Genomic DNA, 18,229 nt, shown 5'->3' with positions numbered 1-18,229 from the left:
CGAGGCGGAACATGAGCTGTTCGGAGAAATTTCATATATTGGAAATCAGGGATCTGTCCGTTTCCTTCCGGCAGTATGACAAGGGGACGAGACAGGTGGATCTTCCGGTCATATCCAGGCTGAACGTGGCGGTGCATGAAGGGGAAATCGTAGCGGTGGTAGGCTCCAGCGGCTCAGGGAAAAGCCTTCTTGCCCACGCGGTCATGGGGCTGCTTCCCTCCAATGCACGGTGCGGCGGGGATATTTATTTCCTTCAGGAGCCGCTGACGCCAAAGAGGCTTGCGCATATCAGGGGAAAAGAGATTGCGCTGGTGCCCCAGAGCGTCACTTACCTGGATCCTTTGATGAAGGTGGGAAAGCAGGTGCGCGGAGGAAGGAAGGATCGGGAAGCCGGAAAGCGGCAGCAGGCGCTTTTTTCCCAGTATGGCCTGCCGGAGGATACGGCGGAAAAATACCCTTTTGCCTGTTCCGGCGGAATGAGCCGGCGGATTCTCCTGGCAACGGCCCTGATGGAAAATCCAAGGCTGATCATAGCGGACGAGCCGACCCCGGGCATGGAACTGGCGCTGGCAAAAAAAGCGATGGAGGATTTCCGGCGGTTTGCGGATGCGGGAAACGGCGTGCTGCTGATTACCCATGATATTGAACTGGCGCTGGAGGTGGCGGACAGAATCGCCGTTTTTTATGCGGGGACAACGGTGGAGGAAGCGTTGGTGGGAGATTTTGCCTCCCAGGAGCTTCTGCGCCACCCTTATACCAGGGCTTTATGGAGGGCCATGCCCCGGAACGGCTTTACTCCCATTGACGGTGTGCAGCCTTATGTTAAGGATCTGCCGGAAGGCTGTGTATTCGGGCCGAGGTGTCCGGATTTCTCTTCGGAATGTCTGGGGGAGATTCCGGAACGGGTGGTGCGCTGCGGTACGGTGCGCTGCATCAAATGCAGGGAGGATGATTCCCATCACCACCATGGAAAGGGATTGGAATCGGCGGTAAAGGAGGCCAACGGACATGCTGGAAGCTGAAAATATTTTTTTCTCCTATCAAAAGGGAGAACCGCCGGTGCTCAAGGGCGTCAGCCTCAGCGTGGGCCCCGGGGAGCGGGTGGGTGTGCTTGCGCCCAGCGGTTATGGAAAAACGACGCTGATGAAAATACTGGCAGGATATCTGCAGCCGGATGCAGGCCGTGTACTTGTGGATGGGAAACCGCTTCCTGCAAAAGGCTACTGTCCGGTGCAGATGGTCTGGCAGCACCCGGAAAGGGCGGTGAACCCCCGCCTCACCCTGCGCAAAACGCTGGCGGAGGGCGACGGCATTGACCGCAGGCTGGAAGAAGGGCTGGGGATTGAAGAGGACTGGAAGGGCCGCTTTCCCCAGGAACTGTCCGGCGGGGAGCTGCAGCGTTTCTGCATTGCCAGGGCGCTGGGAAGGCGTACCAGGTATCTGATTGCGGACGAAATCAGCACCATGCTGGATCTGATTACCCAGGGGCAGATATGGAATTTCCTCATGGAGGAGACGGCGCGGCGGCAGATTGGCATGCTGGTGGTCAGCCACAGCCGGGAGCTTCTGGATTACGTATGCACCAGGCAGGTGGAGCTGAAAGGGCTGCAGGGAACGGAGTTGTTGAAAACAGGCAGACAGGAGAAGACGAATGGATACACAGGAAATTTTAATGCAGTTTAAAAACGGGGAAATGTCACTGGAGGAAGCGGAGGCTTATCTGAAGCGTCAGCCTTTTGAGGATATGGGATATGCCAAGCTGGATTCCCACAGAAAGCTGCGTTCCGGTTTCGCGGAGGTTATTTTCTGCAGCGGCAAGGCAGATGCCCATCTGAAGGAGATTTTCAGACATTTGTATGAGGAAGAAGGGGAGGTGCTGGGAACGAGGGCGTCGCTTTCTCAGTACGAACTGATTAAGAAGGAATTTCCCCAGGTACAGTATGATGAGATTTCCCACATCCTCAAGATTGAAAAAGAAGGGAAGAAGAGGATTGGCAGGATTGCCGTGTGCACGGCAGGTACGGCGGATATTCCCGTGGCGGAGGAAGCGGCGCAGACGGCGGAATATTTCGGCTCAAATGTGGACCGTATTTATGATGTGGGAGTGAGCGGTATTCACAGGCTGATGTCCCGGCTGGATGTGATACAGAGCGCCAACTGCGTGGTTGCGGTGGCGGGGATGGAAGGGGCGCTGGCCAGTGTCATCGGCGGGCTGGTGAGCAATCCGGTGCTGGCCGTGCCCACCTCGGTAGGCTACGGCGCCAATATGCACGGGCTGTCCGCGCTTCTGACCATGATCAATTCCTGTGCCAACGGGATTGCGGTGCTCAACATCGACAACGGCTACGGCGCAGGTTATATGGCGACGCAGATCAACAGGCTGGCGGTACGGCAGGGTGATGGTGTATAATATACGGCAGGGGAAAGAAAAACGGAGCCTGCAGGTGCAGGCGGACAGGAGCATAAATGGACGAAATTTTATATTTGGAATGCCTTTCCGGCATCAGCGGTGATATGACGGTGGCGGCCCTGCTGGATTTGGGGGCTGACGAGGAGGTGCTGCGCAGGGCGCTTTCCAGCCTGCCGCTTAGCGGCTTTTCCGTTGAAATCAAAAGAGTTGTGAAATCAGGGCTGGATGTATGTGATTTTAATGTGGTGCTGGATGAGGCGCATGAGAACCATGATCATGATATGGAGTATCTTTACGGCAAAGGGGAGCATGTCCATGAAGGGCACAGCCATGGCGAACACGAGCATGAAGGGCACAGCCACATCCCGGAAGCGCACTCTCATGGGGAACAACACAGCATCACCGAAGAAGTGTACAGCCACGGAGAACATCACGGACATCACCATCACCACCATGAGCATCGCGGCCTGAAGGAAATCCTTCATATCATAGATCATGCTGAAATTTCAGACCGGGCAAAGGAAACTGCCTGCCGCATTTTCCGGATACTGGCGGAAGCGGAATCGGCCGCCCATGGCGTCCCGATGGAGGAGGTCCATTTTCATGAGGTGGGCGCGGTGGACTCCATCGTCGATATCGTGGCGGCGGCGGTGTGCCTGGATAATCTGAATATCACCAGGGCTGTGGTGCCCGTGCTCTGCGAAGGCAGCGGCTTTGTCAGATGCCAGCACGGCATGATTCCCGTACCGGTACCCGCGGTTGCAAACATTGCCGGGGCCAACGGGCTGAAGCTGAAGCTGACGGAAATTCAGGGAGAGCTGGTCACACCCACCGGAGCGGCCATTGTGGCTGCGGTGAAGACGGATGATAAGCTTCCGGAAGCCTTTACCATAGTGAAAACAGGAATGGGAGCGGGCAAACGCAGCTACGAACGCCCAAGCATACTGCGGGCGATGCTGATCCGCGGTGAGGAGAGCAGAAAGGACACCATCTGCAAGCTGGAAACAAATATCGATGACTGCACCGGCGAGATGCTGGGATATGTCATGGACAGGCTGTTTGAAGAAGGAGCGAGGGATGTGCATTACATTCCCGTGTTCATGAAGAAGAACCGCCCTGCCTACCAGCTGAATGTTATCTGCTCCGAAGAGGATGCGGACAGGCTGGAACGGGTTATTTTTGCGGAAACCACTACCATCGGCATCCGCAGGCTATGTATGGAAAGGACTGTGCTGCCAAGAGAGGTAATACAGGTCGGCACGCCTCTGGGCCAGGCATCCGTAAAGGTATGCAGGCTGGAGGGGGAAAACAGATACTATCCGGAATATGCGGATGCCGCCAGGCTGAGCAGGGAACATAAACGCCCCTTTATGGAGGTTTATGAAATGATAAAGGCGGCCTGTCCGGAAAAACAGGACATTCAGCCTGCGGAATAAATGTCCGGACACGCTCCGTACAGGGGATGCGCAGACATGCCGTCGTATTTGCTGCACGGCAAAAAGGAAGTCTTTTAAAAGGAGTATTCATGGAAGGGACAGAGGAAAAGAGACAGAAACTGACGGAAATGATGGATAAGCTTGCCGGAGAGGATATCATGGTGGCGTTTTCAGGAGGCGTGGACAGCAGCCTCCTGCTGAAGGCCGCCTGTGACAGCGCAGGCCGGACCGGGAAAAAAGTATATGCGGTTACCATACAGACCGCCCTTCACCCAACGGAGGATATTGAGGTGGCAGGACGTGTGGCAAAGGAAATGGGGGCCGTCCATGTGATTCTGTCCGTAGACGAGCTGGCGGAGGCCGGAATTGAAGACAATCCGGTTGACCGCTGCTACCGCTGCAAAAAACTTCTTTTTCAGAAAATGAAGAAGAAGGCGCAGGAGCTTGGCGTCCCGGTGATTGTGGAGGGAACCAATGCAGACGACCTGACGGTGTACCGTCCCGGCATCCGGGCGATCCGGGAGCTGGGCATTACCAGCCCGCTGGCCCTTCTTGGCATCACCAAGGAGGAGGTGCGTAAGTTTGCCGGGGAATATGGGATTTCCGTTTCCAACCGGCCCTCGGCCCCCTGCCTGGCCACCCGTTTCCCCTATGGAACCAGGCTGAATATGGATAAAATGAAACAGGTGGATCAGGGGGAAGCTTATCTGCGCAGCCTGGGACTTTATAACGTGCGCATCCGTGTGCATGGGGAGGTTGCCAGAATCGAAGTGGACGAAAAGGACATGCCGGCGGTACTGGCACACAGAAAAGATCTGGTTTCCAGACTGGAAGCGCTGGGCTTTCTGTATGTTACACTTGACTTGAAGGGATTCCGTTCGGGCAGCATGGATACGGGCCTTAATGCGGAAACGGCTGAATACTGATTGTAACAGCCCGGTCCCCGGTTGAACTGTTACGGCTGATTAAGTAAAAAAGCAGGATGATAAAATGGATAGAAGTGAAAAAGCGATTTTTACCAATATGTGCATGGTGTATGATGACAACGGAAACGTTCTGGTACAGAACAGAAAGGATAAAGAATGGGGCGGCATAACCTTCCCCGGCGGCCATGTGGAGAAAAAGGAATCCTTCACGGATTCCGTAATCCGGGAAGTTTATGAGGAAACCGGCCTTAAGATCAAAAACCCCGTCCTTTGCGGAGTAAAGCAGTGGCAGGAAGAGGAAGATGTCCGCTACGTGGTCCTCTGTTATAAAACCGGCCATTTTGAGGGCGAGCTTCGTTCCTCGGAGGAAGGGGAGGTATACTGGGTAAAACGGTCGGAGCTGATGGCCCAGCCGCTTGCCTCCGGAATGGAGCTGATGTTCCAGCTGTTCCTGAAGGACAAGGTAAATGAGCATTATTTATATGAAGATGAAGGGGAGTGGAAGCAGGTTCTGAAATGAGCCTGCTTTTGTTTTTGCGCGCCCTGTGGGTGTACGTTCAGTTGTGATTGGTTGATATGCCCCTCTTTTGCCCTGGAAGCATGGCATGGAAAGCCATATTAAACAGCATATGACGGGTAATTTAGCAGTGAATTGGTAAAAATACCGGTTTAAGACCAGAATTGACCGTAAAATGATTTAAAAAATAGTCGCAGAGTGCTATAATTGTAATGGATTGTGTAACTGGTAGAATGAATCCGGTTTAGAAAAAAGTTCTGCCTGCTATTCAGAACAATAAAACGGAGGGAAAGTACATGTATCCATATGAAAGTTTTCTGCAGGAATCAAATCAAATTCTCCAGAATTTATCAGATGATTTTGCGTATTATCTTTTGTATCTGGATTTTACGGATTTTCAGATGGTGAATCATTTCTATGGAATGGAAGCCGGGGACAGCCTTCTTCGGGCAATGGAGGAGGCTTTGAAAAGGGATCCCCAGGTCAGGACCTGTGTAAATATTTTTTCTGATCAGTTCCTCTGCCTGATACAGACAGAAAAAGACGTGGATGTGGAAAAAATCATCATATCTTATCAGCAGCGTTCCCGTCTGTTCCTTGAGGAACAGGGAACGAATTACCCTTTATGTACATTAAAGCTTTCCTGCGGTATCTGCAAAGTAACCGGAGGAAACTTAAAATATGCGGTGGACGGCGCCAATCTGGCGCGCAAGGAGGCGAAGAGGCGCGGCTCCTTAAGGGCATTCCCCTACAGTGACGCCATGCAGAAGCAGATGACCGATCAGTATGAGCTGGAGCGGGCTGTCAATGACTCCCTCCGGGAGGAAAGGTTCCTTTTTTATCTCCAGCCCAAGGTGGATCTGGAAACAGGCAGGACGATAGGGGCGGAGGCGCTGGCGAGAAGGGTCGGCCGTGATGGAAGCATTATTTATCCGGATGCTTTTCTTTCTGTCATGGAAGCCAATGGGAGCATTGTGGAGCTGGATATGCTGATTTACAGGAAGGTGTGCGCCTTCCTGGCAGATAGAAGGGAAAAAGGGCTGCCGGTGGTGCAGACTTCGGTAAACCTGTCGCGCCTGCATATCCATAATCCGGAAACCGCCGATATCATCCATTCTGTCGCGCAGGCTTATGAAATCCCGTCCGATCTTCTGGAGTTTGAACTGACGGAAACCATTCTGCTGGATGAATTTTCCGGAGCCAAGCAGCTGATTGACCGGCTGAGGGCGTACGGCTACCGGGTGTCCATAGATGATTTCGGCTCCGGCTATTCGGGAATCAATATATGGCAGGAACTGAATTTTGATGTCCTGAAGCTGGACAAGAAGTTCCTTTCCACAAAAAAGGAACTGGTATACAGGAATGAAGCGATTGTACCGAATATGATAAATATTGCGCAGCGTCTTCATGTGCAGGTACTGTGCGAGGGTGTGGAAACGGAAGAGCAGTGCCTTTATCTGAAGCGGCTGGGCTGCCCGACGGGACAGGGGTATTATTTTTCCAGGCCCATACCGCCGGAGGATTTTTATGCCCGGTATGAAAGCTCCGGCGGGTTTTACAAGGTGCCTTCCGAAAGGAATGTGCAGCAGGCCGAACCTGTGAAAAAAAAGACTGTGGAAAAGAAAAACGCAAAGAACGGGGAATATAGATTTGACAGAAGATGGTATCTGGCGGCAGGCCTGGCAGCGGTGATTTTCCTGAGTATTTCCGTAGCTCTGGCCGTTTCTTATTTTTATAATTCAGCGCGTTCGGAATTTACGCAGATCATGACGGAGAACCTGAATACCTATACCTCGGGCCAGCGTGAAGAAATACTGGCTGAAATGGACAGGATGAAAAATATGCTGGATGCATTGGCGGTTCTTATAGGACAGCAGGAAGATACGTATGCTGTGGAAGGATATCTGACTGCTTTAAGCGAGGCCAGGGAGGATGAGTGGTATATCTATACGAGTGAGAAAAAGCTGGAAGAGAGTATCAGGACCGGGAAAGCGCGGGAGGAGGACGCCCGGATAGTGGAACGTCTGAAGGAAGGCGAGACTGTCATTTCCGATATTACATATTCTGACAGGCTTGGCGGCCTGTACTGTATTACTATCGGCGTCCCGGTTTATCAAAACGGAAAGTTTGCAGGGACGCTTCGGGGCATTATCAATGCGGATATGCTTGTGGCCACATCTTTTTACCCTGCGGTACAGGGAAAGGTGTTCCGCTGTCTGATCACCGATGGGCAGGGCAATATCATCCCGGTGAAAAAAGGCGACGGGGAATGGGAAGGCAGCCTGGCGGACAGGATGGCCGAGGAAGGAATTGACGGCGATATCTGCAGGGATATGCTGAAGTACCTGGAGAATGGGGAAAACGCCAGCATCCGTGTGGGAGAAAGAGAAGGCGTGCCGATTTACTTTTCTGTAGTGGATCTGGGAATTAACGACTGGCATTATGTGGTATGCTTCCAGGCGGATATGGCCAACATCCATATGGAAAGGATTGTTTACCGTACCATGTGCGGAACTGTGGCTCTTCTGGTGGCAGTAGCCGTCTTCTGCGTTTTCCTCTTTTCGCTTTTCCTGAAAATGGCAAAGCATATCGGTGTGGAGGAACGGCGGTATTTGCTGCTGGAGCAGTTTTCCGATACGGTGCTGTTTGATTATGATATCCGGCGTGATATTATCCGGTTTACTCCCAATGCGGACAGGCTTTTCAGAATTCATGGCCTGGTGCAGAAGGATTTCCTGAAAAATATGGGGAACAGATATATTTACGGCGGTGATATTGAGGAAGTCAGCCAGCTGTTTTCCGGCCGGCTGAAGAAGGATAAAAAGGAAGTCCGCGTCAGGCTGATGTATCCTGACAGGGATAATTATTTCTGGACGCTGATCCAGTACCGCTATGATTACAAAAAGGGAACCGTTTCTTCCGTAGTTGGTAAGATTACGGACATTGAGGAACAAAAAAGGCATGAGGAGTATCTTCTGGAAATGTCGGAGACAGACGGCCTGACCGGTCTGCGCAACAAGCTGGCCACAGAGGTTGAAATCCGCAGGCGGCTTCAGGAGGAATGCATCGGACTGCTGTTCATGATTGATTTGGATAACTTCAAGCTGGTGAATGATTCTTATGGGCATGCCGGAGGCGATGAAGCCCTCTGCTTTGTGGGAAGCTGCCTGCAGAAGGTGTTCAGGGCCGATGATGTGATCGGCCGCATCGGCGGGGATGAGTGGATGGTATTTCTTAATTCCACGAACAGCCGGGAACTGGCAGGAAAGAAGGCAGAGCTTTTGATGCAGCACCTGAAGCTGGGCATGGAGCAGGGGATACCGCCATTATCCGTGAGCATAGGGATTTCCAGGTGCCCGGAGGACGGGAGTCAGTTTGTGGATCTGTTTAATGCGGCGGATCGCGCCATGTATGAGGCAAAAAGGAAAGGGAAAAACTGTTATTGCTTTTCCAGGCCGTATGGAACAAGGACGGATAGGTAAAACGCCGGGAACCCGGCGGCGGGCATAAAGCCCGCGCGCCTTAATCAGTGAAGCGTTGTCCTGCCAGGAAGTATTTTATTCCGGGGTAACGGAGGGAAGGGAGCTTAAGTTGTTGTTTTCTGTTTCGTCAGGGATGGATTTCAGATATTCGGTATCCTTTCGGTGGGCGATGCCGACTCCCCTGATTTCTCCGTCCTTTGCCAGGGCAACGCCTTCTTCCTTGGAAACCGTGGAGCCGTCGGAGAGCTGATAGCCGGTGATACGGCCGCTTTCCTTTACAAGACCCACGATATCCTTTGCATCACTTTTGGTCTGCGGAATGCTGTCCAGCGCATTTTTTGCCAGTGCAGAATCCGGTATCTCGTTATTATCCATGGTCAAATGTCCTTTCTTTCCAAGGCGGCCTGCCATATAGGGGCCGCGGTGTTTTTTCTCAGTTGCCGGCAGTTACAATACAGTCCCGGATGAACTGTGACAATTAGTATCCGCAGTGCAAAAAAAGTTATTCAGATAACCGGCGGAATGTGATATGATATTGTTTTCAGGTAATAACTGTAAAGGTACAAAACAGTTATCCCAGATATTAAAAAATGTGAGGGAGCAGATATGACAAGTGAGTTTGGCATGGCGGTTCATGCGCTTACCTTTTTAAACCATAAGGGGGAAATGGTTTCCAGCGAGGTGCTGGCGGAAAATATATGTACCAATCCGGCCCGTGTGCGCAAGGTTATGGCGAAGCTGAAAAGAGCGGGGCTGGTAACCACCAGGGAAGGGCTGGATGGAGGCTATTTATTCAACGGGCCTGCGGATAAGGTGACGCTTAGCATGATTGCGCAGGCGGTGGAGGCCAGGTTTGTTTCTTCCTCCTGGAAGAGCGGGAACCAGGATATGGACTGCCTTGTGGCTTCGGGGATGGCCGGCCTTCTTGACGGAATTTATGATCAGCTGGATCGCCGCTGCTATGAAAGGCTGGAAAAACTGACAATTGAAGACATAAACGGAAAAATTTTCGGAGCCGGGTGACGAGCCTGGCTTTACCTTGTAAGGAGGGAAGGGGAAATGCGCGTTTCAAAGGCATCGGAGGAAAGAAGGCAGGAGATACTGGACGCGGCAATGCGGGTTTTTTATGAGAAGGGGTATGAAAAGACGTCCATCAGTGACATTGCGTTGAAGCTGGGGGTGGCGCAGGGGCTGATTTACAGGTATTTCAAATCAAAGGAGGCACTTTTTGACGGGGCGTTGGAAAATTATGCCGGACGGCTGGCTGAGCAGATGGGGGAAGCGATCAGGGACGGTCGGACAACGCTGCGGGAAAAGATTATGAGTACGCAGTCTTTCATCCATATTGAGGATGACGACAGCTATTATTATAAAATTTTTAACAGCCCGGACAAAAAAGGCGTCTATCAGAAGCTTTCACTGAAGGTGGCGGAGCGGCTGGTGCCTCATGTGACGGATGCGATCACGGAGGAGATGAAGCTGGGGCGTCTCACTGCGGTGGAGGATCCGGAAACGGTAGCTTCCTTTTGTGTCTACGGGCAGCTGGGGATATTATTCCGTGAAGATATCAGCGGCCTCCAGAAAGCGGAGAGGATCAGAAAGTTTGTTGCAGGACAGATACGGTAGGAAAAGGTGAGGGGCAATGGATAACAGGGACGGGTTGGAAAATCAGCTCTATAAGGCCGACTGGCTGAAGGAAGTACTGCAGACCGGCCGGATTGGCATGTGGATCGTGGAAGTGGATAATGAGACGGGAGAGTTCCGGATGTATCCGGATGAGCAGATGCACGTCCTGCTGGGAACGGAGCATATGGAGCTTACACCAAAGGAGCAGTTTGCCTTTTTCCAGGAGCGGATTGAGCCTGGCTACGAGAAAGCGGTCCAGGATTACACGGACAGAATGCTGAAAACGGGAGAACTGGCGGAGGTGGAGTACTACTGGAACCATCCGCAGATGGGAAAAATTTTTGTCAGATGCAGCGGCAAGGTCTATGAAAGGGAAGGGCAGATTTACCGTATCAGAGGGTATCATCAGGATATCACGGAACTGGTGCGGCTGAGAAAGACAAACCTTGTGCAAGGACAGCAGCTGAAGGAAACAGAAAGGCAAAAGCAGCGGTATAACAATCTTTTTCAGTCGGTGCTCTGCGGCATTATCCAGTATTCCATGATGGATAACGGGCTGGCGCGGTTTAAAAATGCCAACAAAGAAGCCATACGGATTCTGGGATATGAGGAACAGGAATTCTGGGAGAAGCAGGAATGGGATCTTACGTCCACCGTTTGTGAGGAAGACAGGGAGCGGATCATTAAGGGGATTGACGAACTGAAGGAAGCCGGGGATAAGTTCTTTTATGAATACCGCGTAAAGTGCAGGGACGGAAGAAAATGCTGGGTTATCGGAAGCGCTGAGCTTATCCGGGATCTGGACGATGAGCTGGTGGTGCAGAGCGTATTTCTGGATATTAACAGACGTAAGGAAATCGAGCAGAAGAATCGGCTGCTGGAGAAGCAGCTGGAGGCCGGGAATGAGTTCCTCCGCCTTTCCCTGGAGCATACATCCATATATGAGTTTTATTATGATCCTGTCAGCGGTATAGGGACGCTGCCTGAGCGCACCAGAGAATTCTATGGGCGGGAAACGCCGGTTTGCATCAATATGGCGGAAACCTTTGCCAGGGAATATGCGGCGCCGGAATATCATGATGCGTTTCTTCAGATGTTCCGGGCCATTGACAGGGGGGAACGGACCGCCACAGGCGAATTTATGGATCAGGACCGGAAGAACTGGCGGCGCATTACGCTTTCCGTCCTCCGGTATGACAGTACGGGGAAACCTGGCTACGTGGTGGGCATCACAGAGGATATTACCAAGGAAAAGGAGATGGAAATCGCCCTGAGAAAAGCCAGGACGCAGGATCCCCTGACCGGGCTTTATACCAGGGAAGCAGGCATTGCGCTTGTAAAGGAACGGCTGGAGCATAAGAGGGCGGATCAGGTCTGCGGCCTGATGCTTCTGGATATGGATAACTTTCAGAAAATCAACGACGTTTCCGGCAGCGTTTTTGCGGATGTGCTGCTTCAGGAAACGGCGGATGTATTGCGGCGGGAAACGAAGGATGAGGATATCCTCATCCGGCTGGGCGGCGATGAGTTCATGGTTTTTGTGGAAAACTGTACCAAGGCGGAAGCAGTGGTGCAGGGAAAGGCAATTGCCGAAAGGATACGCGGCCTTTTTCCCGATATGGAAGGGGAATCGGGCATTTCCGCCAGCATCGGCATGTGCGTCACCTCTGTTGTAGAGGATTACAGCGGGCTTTACCGCTGTGCGGAGAGCACGCTTCAATATTTGAAGAAAAACGGCAAGGGCCGGGCGGCCTGTTATCTGGATACCTCTAATGAGCTGGGCAGCTGGCTGACCAGCCTGTACCCGGACGAACTGCTGATCAACAGTGTCGGCAGCAGCAATCTGAGCGCTGATGAAGAACTGACCACCTTTGCGCTGGAGCTTCTCGGAAAAGCCAGGAACATCTCCGACGCCATGAACCTGCTGCTTGTCCGGATTGGAAAACGGATGAAGCTGGACAGGGTATGCATCAGTGAAGTCAACCATGAATACCGGAATGTCTCCTGCATTTACCAGTGGGCGGACAAGGCTGTGGGGTATCATGAGACGGAGCCGTTTTACTTAAGCCGGGAGGATCTGGAGCATATCCTCAGTGTTTACTCGGCAGACGGAACCAGTACGGAAAAGCTTATTTTCCATCAGCATATGATGCCCAGCGTGCTGCACGCCGCGTTCTGGAATGAGGGGACGTATGCAGGCGCTTTCTGCTGGGAAAAGAAGGAAGAGGGCTATGAATGGACGGATGAGGAGAAGCGGCTTATCAAGGAACTGGCCCGGATTATCAGCTCCTTTACCATGAAAGCGAGGGCGGATGCCGTCAGCCAGGCTAAGACGGATTTCCTTTCCCGTATGTCCCATGAGATCCGTACGCCCATGAATGCCATTATGGGGATGACTGCGATTGCGAAGACGGTTCTGGAGGATAAGGAAAAGATGGCGGAATGCCTTCATAAAATAGAAACGGCCAATACCTATCTGCTGCAGCTTATCAACGATATTCTTGATATGTCCCGCATTGAAAGCGGCAAGGTGGAGCTGAATATCCAGAGAAACGATTTGCATGAAATCATAAACAGCCTGAAAATTCTTATTGAGCCTCAGGCGGAAGCAAAAGGCATTATTTTCAGTACGGAAGTAAGCTGTGAGGAAAAACGGCCGATTATGGCAGACGATCTGCGCCTGAACCAGATATTGATTAATATTCTGGGAAATGCGGTGAAGTTTACGCCTCCGGGAGGCCATGTGACGCTGCGGGTTGAGCAGACAGATGCTGATGAAGAGCTGCTGCGGCTCCGTTTCAGTGTGACGGACGATGGGATCGGCATCCAGAAGGAGCGGCAGAAATCCATTTTTAATGCTTTTGAACAGGCAGAGGCCAGCACGGCCTCACAATACGGAGGGACGGGCCTGGGCCTTTCCATATCCAGCCGTCTGGTACAGATGATGGGCGGCAAGCTGGAGGTGGAAAGCGAGCCGGGTAAAGGATCCTGCTTCTATTTTACGCTTTCCATGCCCTTTGCCGGAGAACGCGGAGGGGATGCAGGGATGGAAAAGTCCGGCGCCGCTGCGGATTTTTCCGGAAAACGAATTCTGGTTGTGGAGGACAATGATATTAACCGGGAGATTGCGGTAACCCTTCTGGAAGGATGGGGATTTATGGCCGAGGAAGCTGTGAATGGAAAAGAAGCGGTGGAAAAATTCCTGGACGCTCCTCCATATTATTATGACGGTATTCTGATGGACATCAAAATGCCGGTTATGGACGGCCTGCAGGCAACAAGGTTTATCCGCATGTCGGAAAAGGAAGACAGCGTGAGCATCCCTATTATCGCCATGAGCGCCAATGCCTTCAGCGAGGATATGAAAAAGTCCATGGAAAGCGGCATGAACGGCCATCTTGTGAAGCCCATCGAGGTGGAGAAAACGAGGAAGCTGCTGGAAAAATGCATAAAATAAGCAGCTTGCAGAAAAAATATTGTAACTATTCGTAACTGTTCAGCAGGTCAGCGCATTTAGCTGCGCAGGCCAGCGCTTTGCGCTGACCGTAAGAAAGTGATTCAGGAGTGCTAAAATCCATCGCCAAAGGCGATTTAGGATGGATTTTAGCAGTAACTGTGAGGGGTACTGAACAGTTACAACTATTCAAATACGGAGGATTTATGAGTAACGGACAACATAAAAACGGGAATTTTACATCAACGTTAGGCTTTGTGATTGCCTGTGTGGGATCGGCAGTAGGGCTGGGAAATATCTGGATGTTTCCCTACCGCCTGGGACAGTACGGAGGGGCGGCCTTCCTGATACCCTATCTGCTGTTTATCCTGTTGTTCGGCTGGGTCGGGCTGTCGGCGGAGTTTGCAGTGGGCAGAAAAGCGCGGACCGGGACTATAGGGGCCTATGGCTATTGTTTCGCGGCCAGGGACAGGGAAAAGACAGGAAAGGTACTGGGCTGGTTCCCGCTGCTTGGCTCTCTTGGAATTGCCATCGGCTATTCCATTGTACTGGGCTGGGTGCTGCGTTCCCTTGCGGGGGCGGTAACGGGAAGCCTGTTTGAAACGGATGCTGCGGAGTATTTTGCACAGGCCACGGGGGCCTTTGGAAGCGTTCCCTGGCATTTTATCATTGTGGCGGTGGTTTCCGTGATTCTTCTGACGGGAGTGACCAAAGGGATTGAAAAAGTGAGCAAGGTTATGATGCCCCTGTTTTTTGTATTATTTGTGATACTGGCGGTGAGGGTGGCCTTCCTGCCGGGGGCGGCCAAAGGCTATGAGTTCCTGTTTGTGCCCAGATGGGAGGCGCTTCTGAAGGTGGATACCTGGGTTATGGCCATGGGACAGGCCTTTTTCTCCCTTTCGATTACAGGCTCCGGCATGATTGTATACGGCGCTTATCTGGATGATAAGGTGGATATTCCGGGGGCTTCGGTGCGGACGGCATTGTTTGATACGATGGCGGCGCTGCTTTCGGGGCTGGCTATAATGCCGGCGGTGTTTGCCTTCGGCATCGATGCGGGCAGCGGCCCGTCCCTGATTTTTATCACGCTTCCGGGCGTTTTCCGGCAGATGCCCATGGGAAGGCTGTTTGCGGCCTTTTTCTTCCTTTCCGTCAGCTTTGCGGGAATCACCTCCCTTATCAATATGTTTGAGGCGGTTATAGAAAGCTGGCAGACACAGTTCCGGATTTCCAGGTTCCTGTCCACACTGCTGTGCGGCGGCATTACCTTTCTGGTGGGAGTATTTCTGGAGGAGGAAAGCAGGACAGGAAAATGGCTGGATACAGTATCCATCGCCATCGTGCCTCTGGGCGCCGTCCTGGGGGCCGTGTCGGTTTATTATGTGCTGGGCTATCCGAAAATCCGGGAGGAACTGGAAAAGGGACATAAGGGAAAATTATCAGAAGCTTTTGGATTTACGGCAAAGTATATTTATGTGCCGCTGACAGTACTGGTATTGATTCTTGGATATGTATATAAGGGAATTGGATGATTTTTATTAAAAAATAAGGTAAAGTGAGAATTTAACTTTATTATTTTAAAGAAAAAGAAGGTGCGGGGATGGAAATTACGGTATTAACGGAAAATACGGTAAGCCGCCGGGGCCTGCTCGCGGAGCATGGCCTTTCGGTACTGGTGGAAGAGGGAGGGAAACGCATCCTGTTTGACACGGGGCAGAGCGGCGTTTATATACATAATGCAGAACAGCTGGGTATCAGCCTGGAGGGGCTTGACGCCATCGTATTAAGCCACGGGCATTATGATCATACGGGAGGCCTGCCGGAATTTCCCGGAGAGGTCAGCTGTCCGGTCTATCTGAGCGGAAAGGCTCTGGAGGATAAATGGTGTCTGGCAGGGGATGGCAAAGGGAACCGCTGTATCGGCGTGCCCTGGCGGGAGGATGCGCGGGAGCTGGAACGGCTGCCTTTGATATTTACCTGGGAACAGGAGGAGATTTTTCCCGGTATTTATCTGCTGGGACAGATTTCCACCACAGTGCCTTCGGAAATGGGAGAAAAGCCCTTCCGTATCCTGCAGAACGGCAGATATCTGCCGGATACCATGGAAGATGAGCAGCTTCTTGTGATCCGCACGCCTCAGGGGCTGGCCGTTTTTGCCGGCTGCGCCCATCCGGGGATTTTAAGCTGTGTGGAGAAGGTAAAAAAGACCTTTCCCGGAGAAAAGCTTTATTCTTTGCTTGCCGGGATGCATCTGCGCGGCTGTCCGCAGGAACGGGTGGAGGAAACCATTACGGGTTTAAAGGAAGCGGGCTTTACGTATCTGATACCGCTGCACTGTACCGGGACGCTGGCCATTGCCCGGATGAAAATGGCATTCGGGAAGAGCTGCCTCATGGCGGAGGCGGGAAAGCATTTTTCTTTGTAAGCACAGTCAATAAGTATAAATTCCCTATTGACATATTCCTGAAATTGCTATAAGTTAATTAGTAACAGAAAAGAAAAAACCTGTGAGAAAGAGTAGTAAGCATCAAGAGGAAATATCCCAGAGAGCCGCAGCTGGTGGAAATGCGGTATAGGAACTCATGCTGAATGGACTTTTGAGGCCGGCCTGAACATGGTAATTTACCCAGTAGGCGCCGGCGGGAATCCGGACCCGTTATCAGACCGGCGTGCATAGTTGTGCATGCATATGGCAGGATTGCAGTCCTGGCTGTATGGAAAGAGTGGACGAAGCGTCAATTTGAGTGGTACCGCGATAATAGGATTATTACCGCCTCAAGAATTTCCCTTGTCGGGAGATCCTGAGGCGGTTTTTTGTTTTTACAGGAAATCAGATCCTGTGGAATCAAGACCCGGTTCGCGTACAGAATGATACCGCCCCTTTCATTATCAAAAACCCGCCTTAAGAAGAAGGCGCTTTCCCCTGTCAGGTTGTCTGTCTATTTAAGAAAAGGAGATAAAACTATGGCAAACAAAGAAATTCCCTACAAAATCTATCTGGAAGAATCGGAGATGCCCAGGCAGTGGTACAATGTGAGAGCCGACATGAAGAATAAGCCGGCGCCGCTTTTAAATCCAGCAACCCTGCAGCCCATGACCTTTGAGGAGCTGCGTCCTGTATTCTGTGATGAGCTGGTAAAGCAGGAGCTGAATGATACGGATGCCTACATCGACATTCCGGAGGAAATCAGAAAATTTTATAAAATGTACCGTCCGTCACCCCTGGTAAGAGCGTACTGCCTGGAAGAGAAGCTGCAGACGCCTGCCAAGATTTATTATAAATTTGAAGGAAACAACACCAGCGGCAGCCACAAGCTCAATTCCGCCATCGCCCAGGCCTACTATGCAAAGCAGCAGGGACTGAAGGGCGTTACCACGGAAACCGGAGCCGGACAGTGGGGCACCGCGCTTTCCATGGCCTGTTCCTATTTCGGACTGGACTGCCAGGTATATATGGTAAAGGTATCCTATGAGCAGAAGCCCTTCCGCCGTGAAGTAATGCGTACCTATGGGGCAAAGGTTACCCCTTCCCCTTCCGAATTTACCGAAGTGGGAAGAAAGATTCTTATGGAGCATCCCGGAACCTCAGGAAGCCTTGGCTGTGCCATTTCCGAAGCGGTGGAAGCGGCGACCAAGCAGGAAGGCTACCGTTACGTACTGGGAAGCGTGCTCTCCCAGGTACTGCTTCATCAGACGATTATCGGTCTGGAAACCAAGACCGCGCTTGATAAATACGATATCGTGCCGGATATCATCATCGGATGTGCCGGCGGCGGCTCCAACCTGGGCGGCCTGATTTCCCCGTTTGTGGGAGAGGTGCTCAGAGGGGAAAAGGATTATAAATTCATTGCAGTAGAGCCTGCTTCCTGCCCCAGCCTTACCAGAGGAAAATATGTATATGACTTCTGTGATACCGGTAAGGTCTGCCCCCTGGCTAAAATGTATACGCTGGGCAGCGGTTTCATCCCTTCCGCCAACCATGCAGGCGGCCTGCGTTACCACGGCATGAGCTCTATCCTGTCCCAGCTGTACGATGATGGCTATATCGAAGCCCGCAGCGTGGAGCAGACAGCGGTATTCGAAGCGGCTGAGCAGTTCGCAAGAGTGGAAGGTATCCTTCCCGCTCCGGAAAGCAGCCATGCGATCCGCGTAGCTATTGACGAGGCGATGAAGTGCAAGGAAACCGGGGAAGAAAAGACCATCGTATTCGGCCTTACCGGAACCGGCTACTTTGACATGGTGGCCTATGAGAAATTCCATAATGGAGAAATGAAAGATTATATTCCCACCGATGCCGACCTGCAGGCTGGTTTCGACGGAATCCCCAGATTCCCGGGAAATAATATCTGATATAAAAACGGCGTCCCTCATATATTGG

Annotated in this window: 14 protein-coding genes and 1 other annotated feature; of the genes, 13 read left to right on the top strand and 1 reads right to left on the bottom strand. The window is 51.9% G+C overall.

The window, feature by feature from the left end; all coding sequences use genetic code 11:
* Window positions 1–11: 11 nt before the first annotated feature.
* From DXC51_RS12450 to DXC51_RS12420, 7 genes are all read left to right on the top strand, one after another.
* Entirely contained in the window at window positions 12–1,022 is a 1,011-nt protein-coding gene (locus tag DXC51_RS12450; protein WP_117544705.1) for an ABC transporter ATP-binding protein, read from the top strand.
* On the top strand, window positions 1,009–1,683 hold the full coding sequence (locus DXC51_RS12445) for an ABC transporter ATP-binding protein (protein ID WP_117544704.1): 675 nt from the start codon (window positions 1,009–1,011) through the stop codon (window positions 1,681–1,683). Before DXC51_RS12450 ends, DXC51_RS12445 begins: the two co-directional genes overlap by 14 nt.
* The gene (larB, locus tag DXC51_RS12440) at window positions 1,652–2,410 is read left to right on the top strand and encodes a nickel pincer cofactor biosynthesis protein LarB (protein WP_117544703.1); all 759 of its coding nucleotides are present in this window, start codon (window positions 1,652–1,654) and stop codon (window positions 2,408–2,410) included. The genes DXC51_RS12445 and larB overlap by 32 nt, the downstream gene beginning before the upstream one ends.
* A 56-nt stretch (window positions 2,411–2,466) precedes the next feature.
* Window positions 2,467–3,846, top strand: coding sequence for a nickel pincer cofactor biosynthesis protein LarC (gene larC / locus DXC51_RS12435; RefSeq protein WP_117544702.1), 1,380 nt, complete (start codon window positions 2,467–2,469; stop codon window positions 3,844–3,846).
* 89 nt (window positions 3,847–3,935) lie between these two features.
* Entirely contained in the window at window positions 3,936–4,772 is an 837-nt protein-coding gene (gene larE / locus DXC51_RS12430; protein ID WP_117544701.1) for an ATP-dependent sacrificial sulfur transferase LarE, read from the top strand.
* 64 nt (window positions 4,773–4,836) lie between these two features.
* Window positions 4,837–5,292: an 8-oxo-dGTP diphosphatase gene (locus DXC51_RS12425; RefSeq protein ID WP_117544700.1), complete on the top strand. Its 456-nt coding sequence runs from the start codon at window positions 4,837–4,839 to the stop codon at window positions 5,290–5,292.
* Between the two features lie 293 nt (window positions 5,293–5,585).
* The gene (locus tag DXC51_RS12420) at window positions 5,586–8,771 is read left to right on the top strand and encodes an EAL domain-containing protein (protein WP_117544699.1); all 3,186 of its coding nucleotides are present in this window, start codon (window positions 5,586–5,588) and stop codon (window positions 8,769–8,771) included.
* Window positions 8,772–8,846: 75 nt separating this feature from the next.
* On the opposite strand, the gene DXC51_RS12415 is transcribed toward DXC51_RS12420, so the two are convergent.
* Window positions 8,847–9,146 carry a DUF3892 domain-containing protein gene (locus DXC51_RS12415; RefSeq protein ID WP_025491336.1) on the bottom strand — a complete coding sequence of 100 codons (300 nt, stop codon included), beginning with the start codon at window positions 9,144–9,146 and terminating at the stop codon, window positions 8,847–8,849.
* 231 nt (window positions 9,147–9,377) lie between these two features.
* Here DXC51_RS12415 and DXC51_RS12410 point away from each other — a divergent pair, with 231 nt between their 5' ends.
* The 6 genes from DXC51_RS12410 (at window position 9,378) to DXC51_RS12385 (ending at window position 18,201) form a co-directional block, all read left to right on the top strand.
* On the top strand, window positions 9,378–9,794 hold the full coding sequence (locus tag DXC51_RS12410) for an RrF2 family transcriptional regulator (RefSeq protein WP_021639775.1): 417 nt from the start codon (window positions 9,378–9,380) through the stop codon (window positions 9,792–9,794).
* 36 nt (window positions 9,795–9,830) lie between these two features.
* A complete protein-coding gene (locus DXC51_RS12405) occupies window positions 9,831–10,397 on the top strand; it encodes a TetR/AcrR family transcriptional regulator (RefSeq protein WP_021639776.1) in 567 nt (188 codons plus the stop codon).
* Between the two features lie 16 nt (window positions 10,398–10,413).
* Window positions 10,414–13,854, top strand: a complete 3,441-nt coding sequence (locus DXC51_RS12400; RefSeq protein WP_243003189.1) for an ATP-binding protein — start codon at window positions 10,414–10,416, stop codon at window positions 13,852–13,854.
* Window positions 13,855–14,057: 203 nt separating this feature from the next.
* Entirely contained in the window at window positions 14,058–15,383 is a 1,326-nt protein-coding gene (locus DXC51_RS12395) for a sodium-dependent transporter (RefSeq protein WP_117544698.1), read from the top strand.
* 68 nt (window positions 15,384–15,451) lie between these two features.
* Window positions 15,452–16,276: an MBL fold metallo-hydrolase gene (locus tag DXC51_RS12390; protein ID WP_117544697.1), complete on the top strand. Its 825-nt coding sequence runs from the start codon at window positions 15,452–15,454 to the stop codon at window positions 16,274–16,276.
* Window positions 16,277–16,349: 73 nt separating this feature from the next.
* Window positions 16,350–16,632 (top strand) — a binding site (T-box leader).
* 183 nt (window positions 16,633–16,815) lie between these two features.
* A complete protein-coding gene (locus DXC51_RS12385) occupies window positions 16,816–18,201 on the top strand; it encodes a TrpB-like pyridoxal phosphate-dependent enzyme (protein ID WP_021639780.1) in 1,386 nt (461 codons plus the stop codon).
* Window positions 18,202–18,229 lie beyond the last annotated feature (28 nt).

The organism is Eisenbergiella massiliensis, from assembly GCF_003435485.1.
The sequence above is the reverse complement of the archived record's forward strand: the minus strand, read 5'-3'. Positions and strand labels throughout refer to the sequence as shown.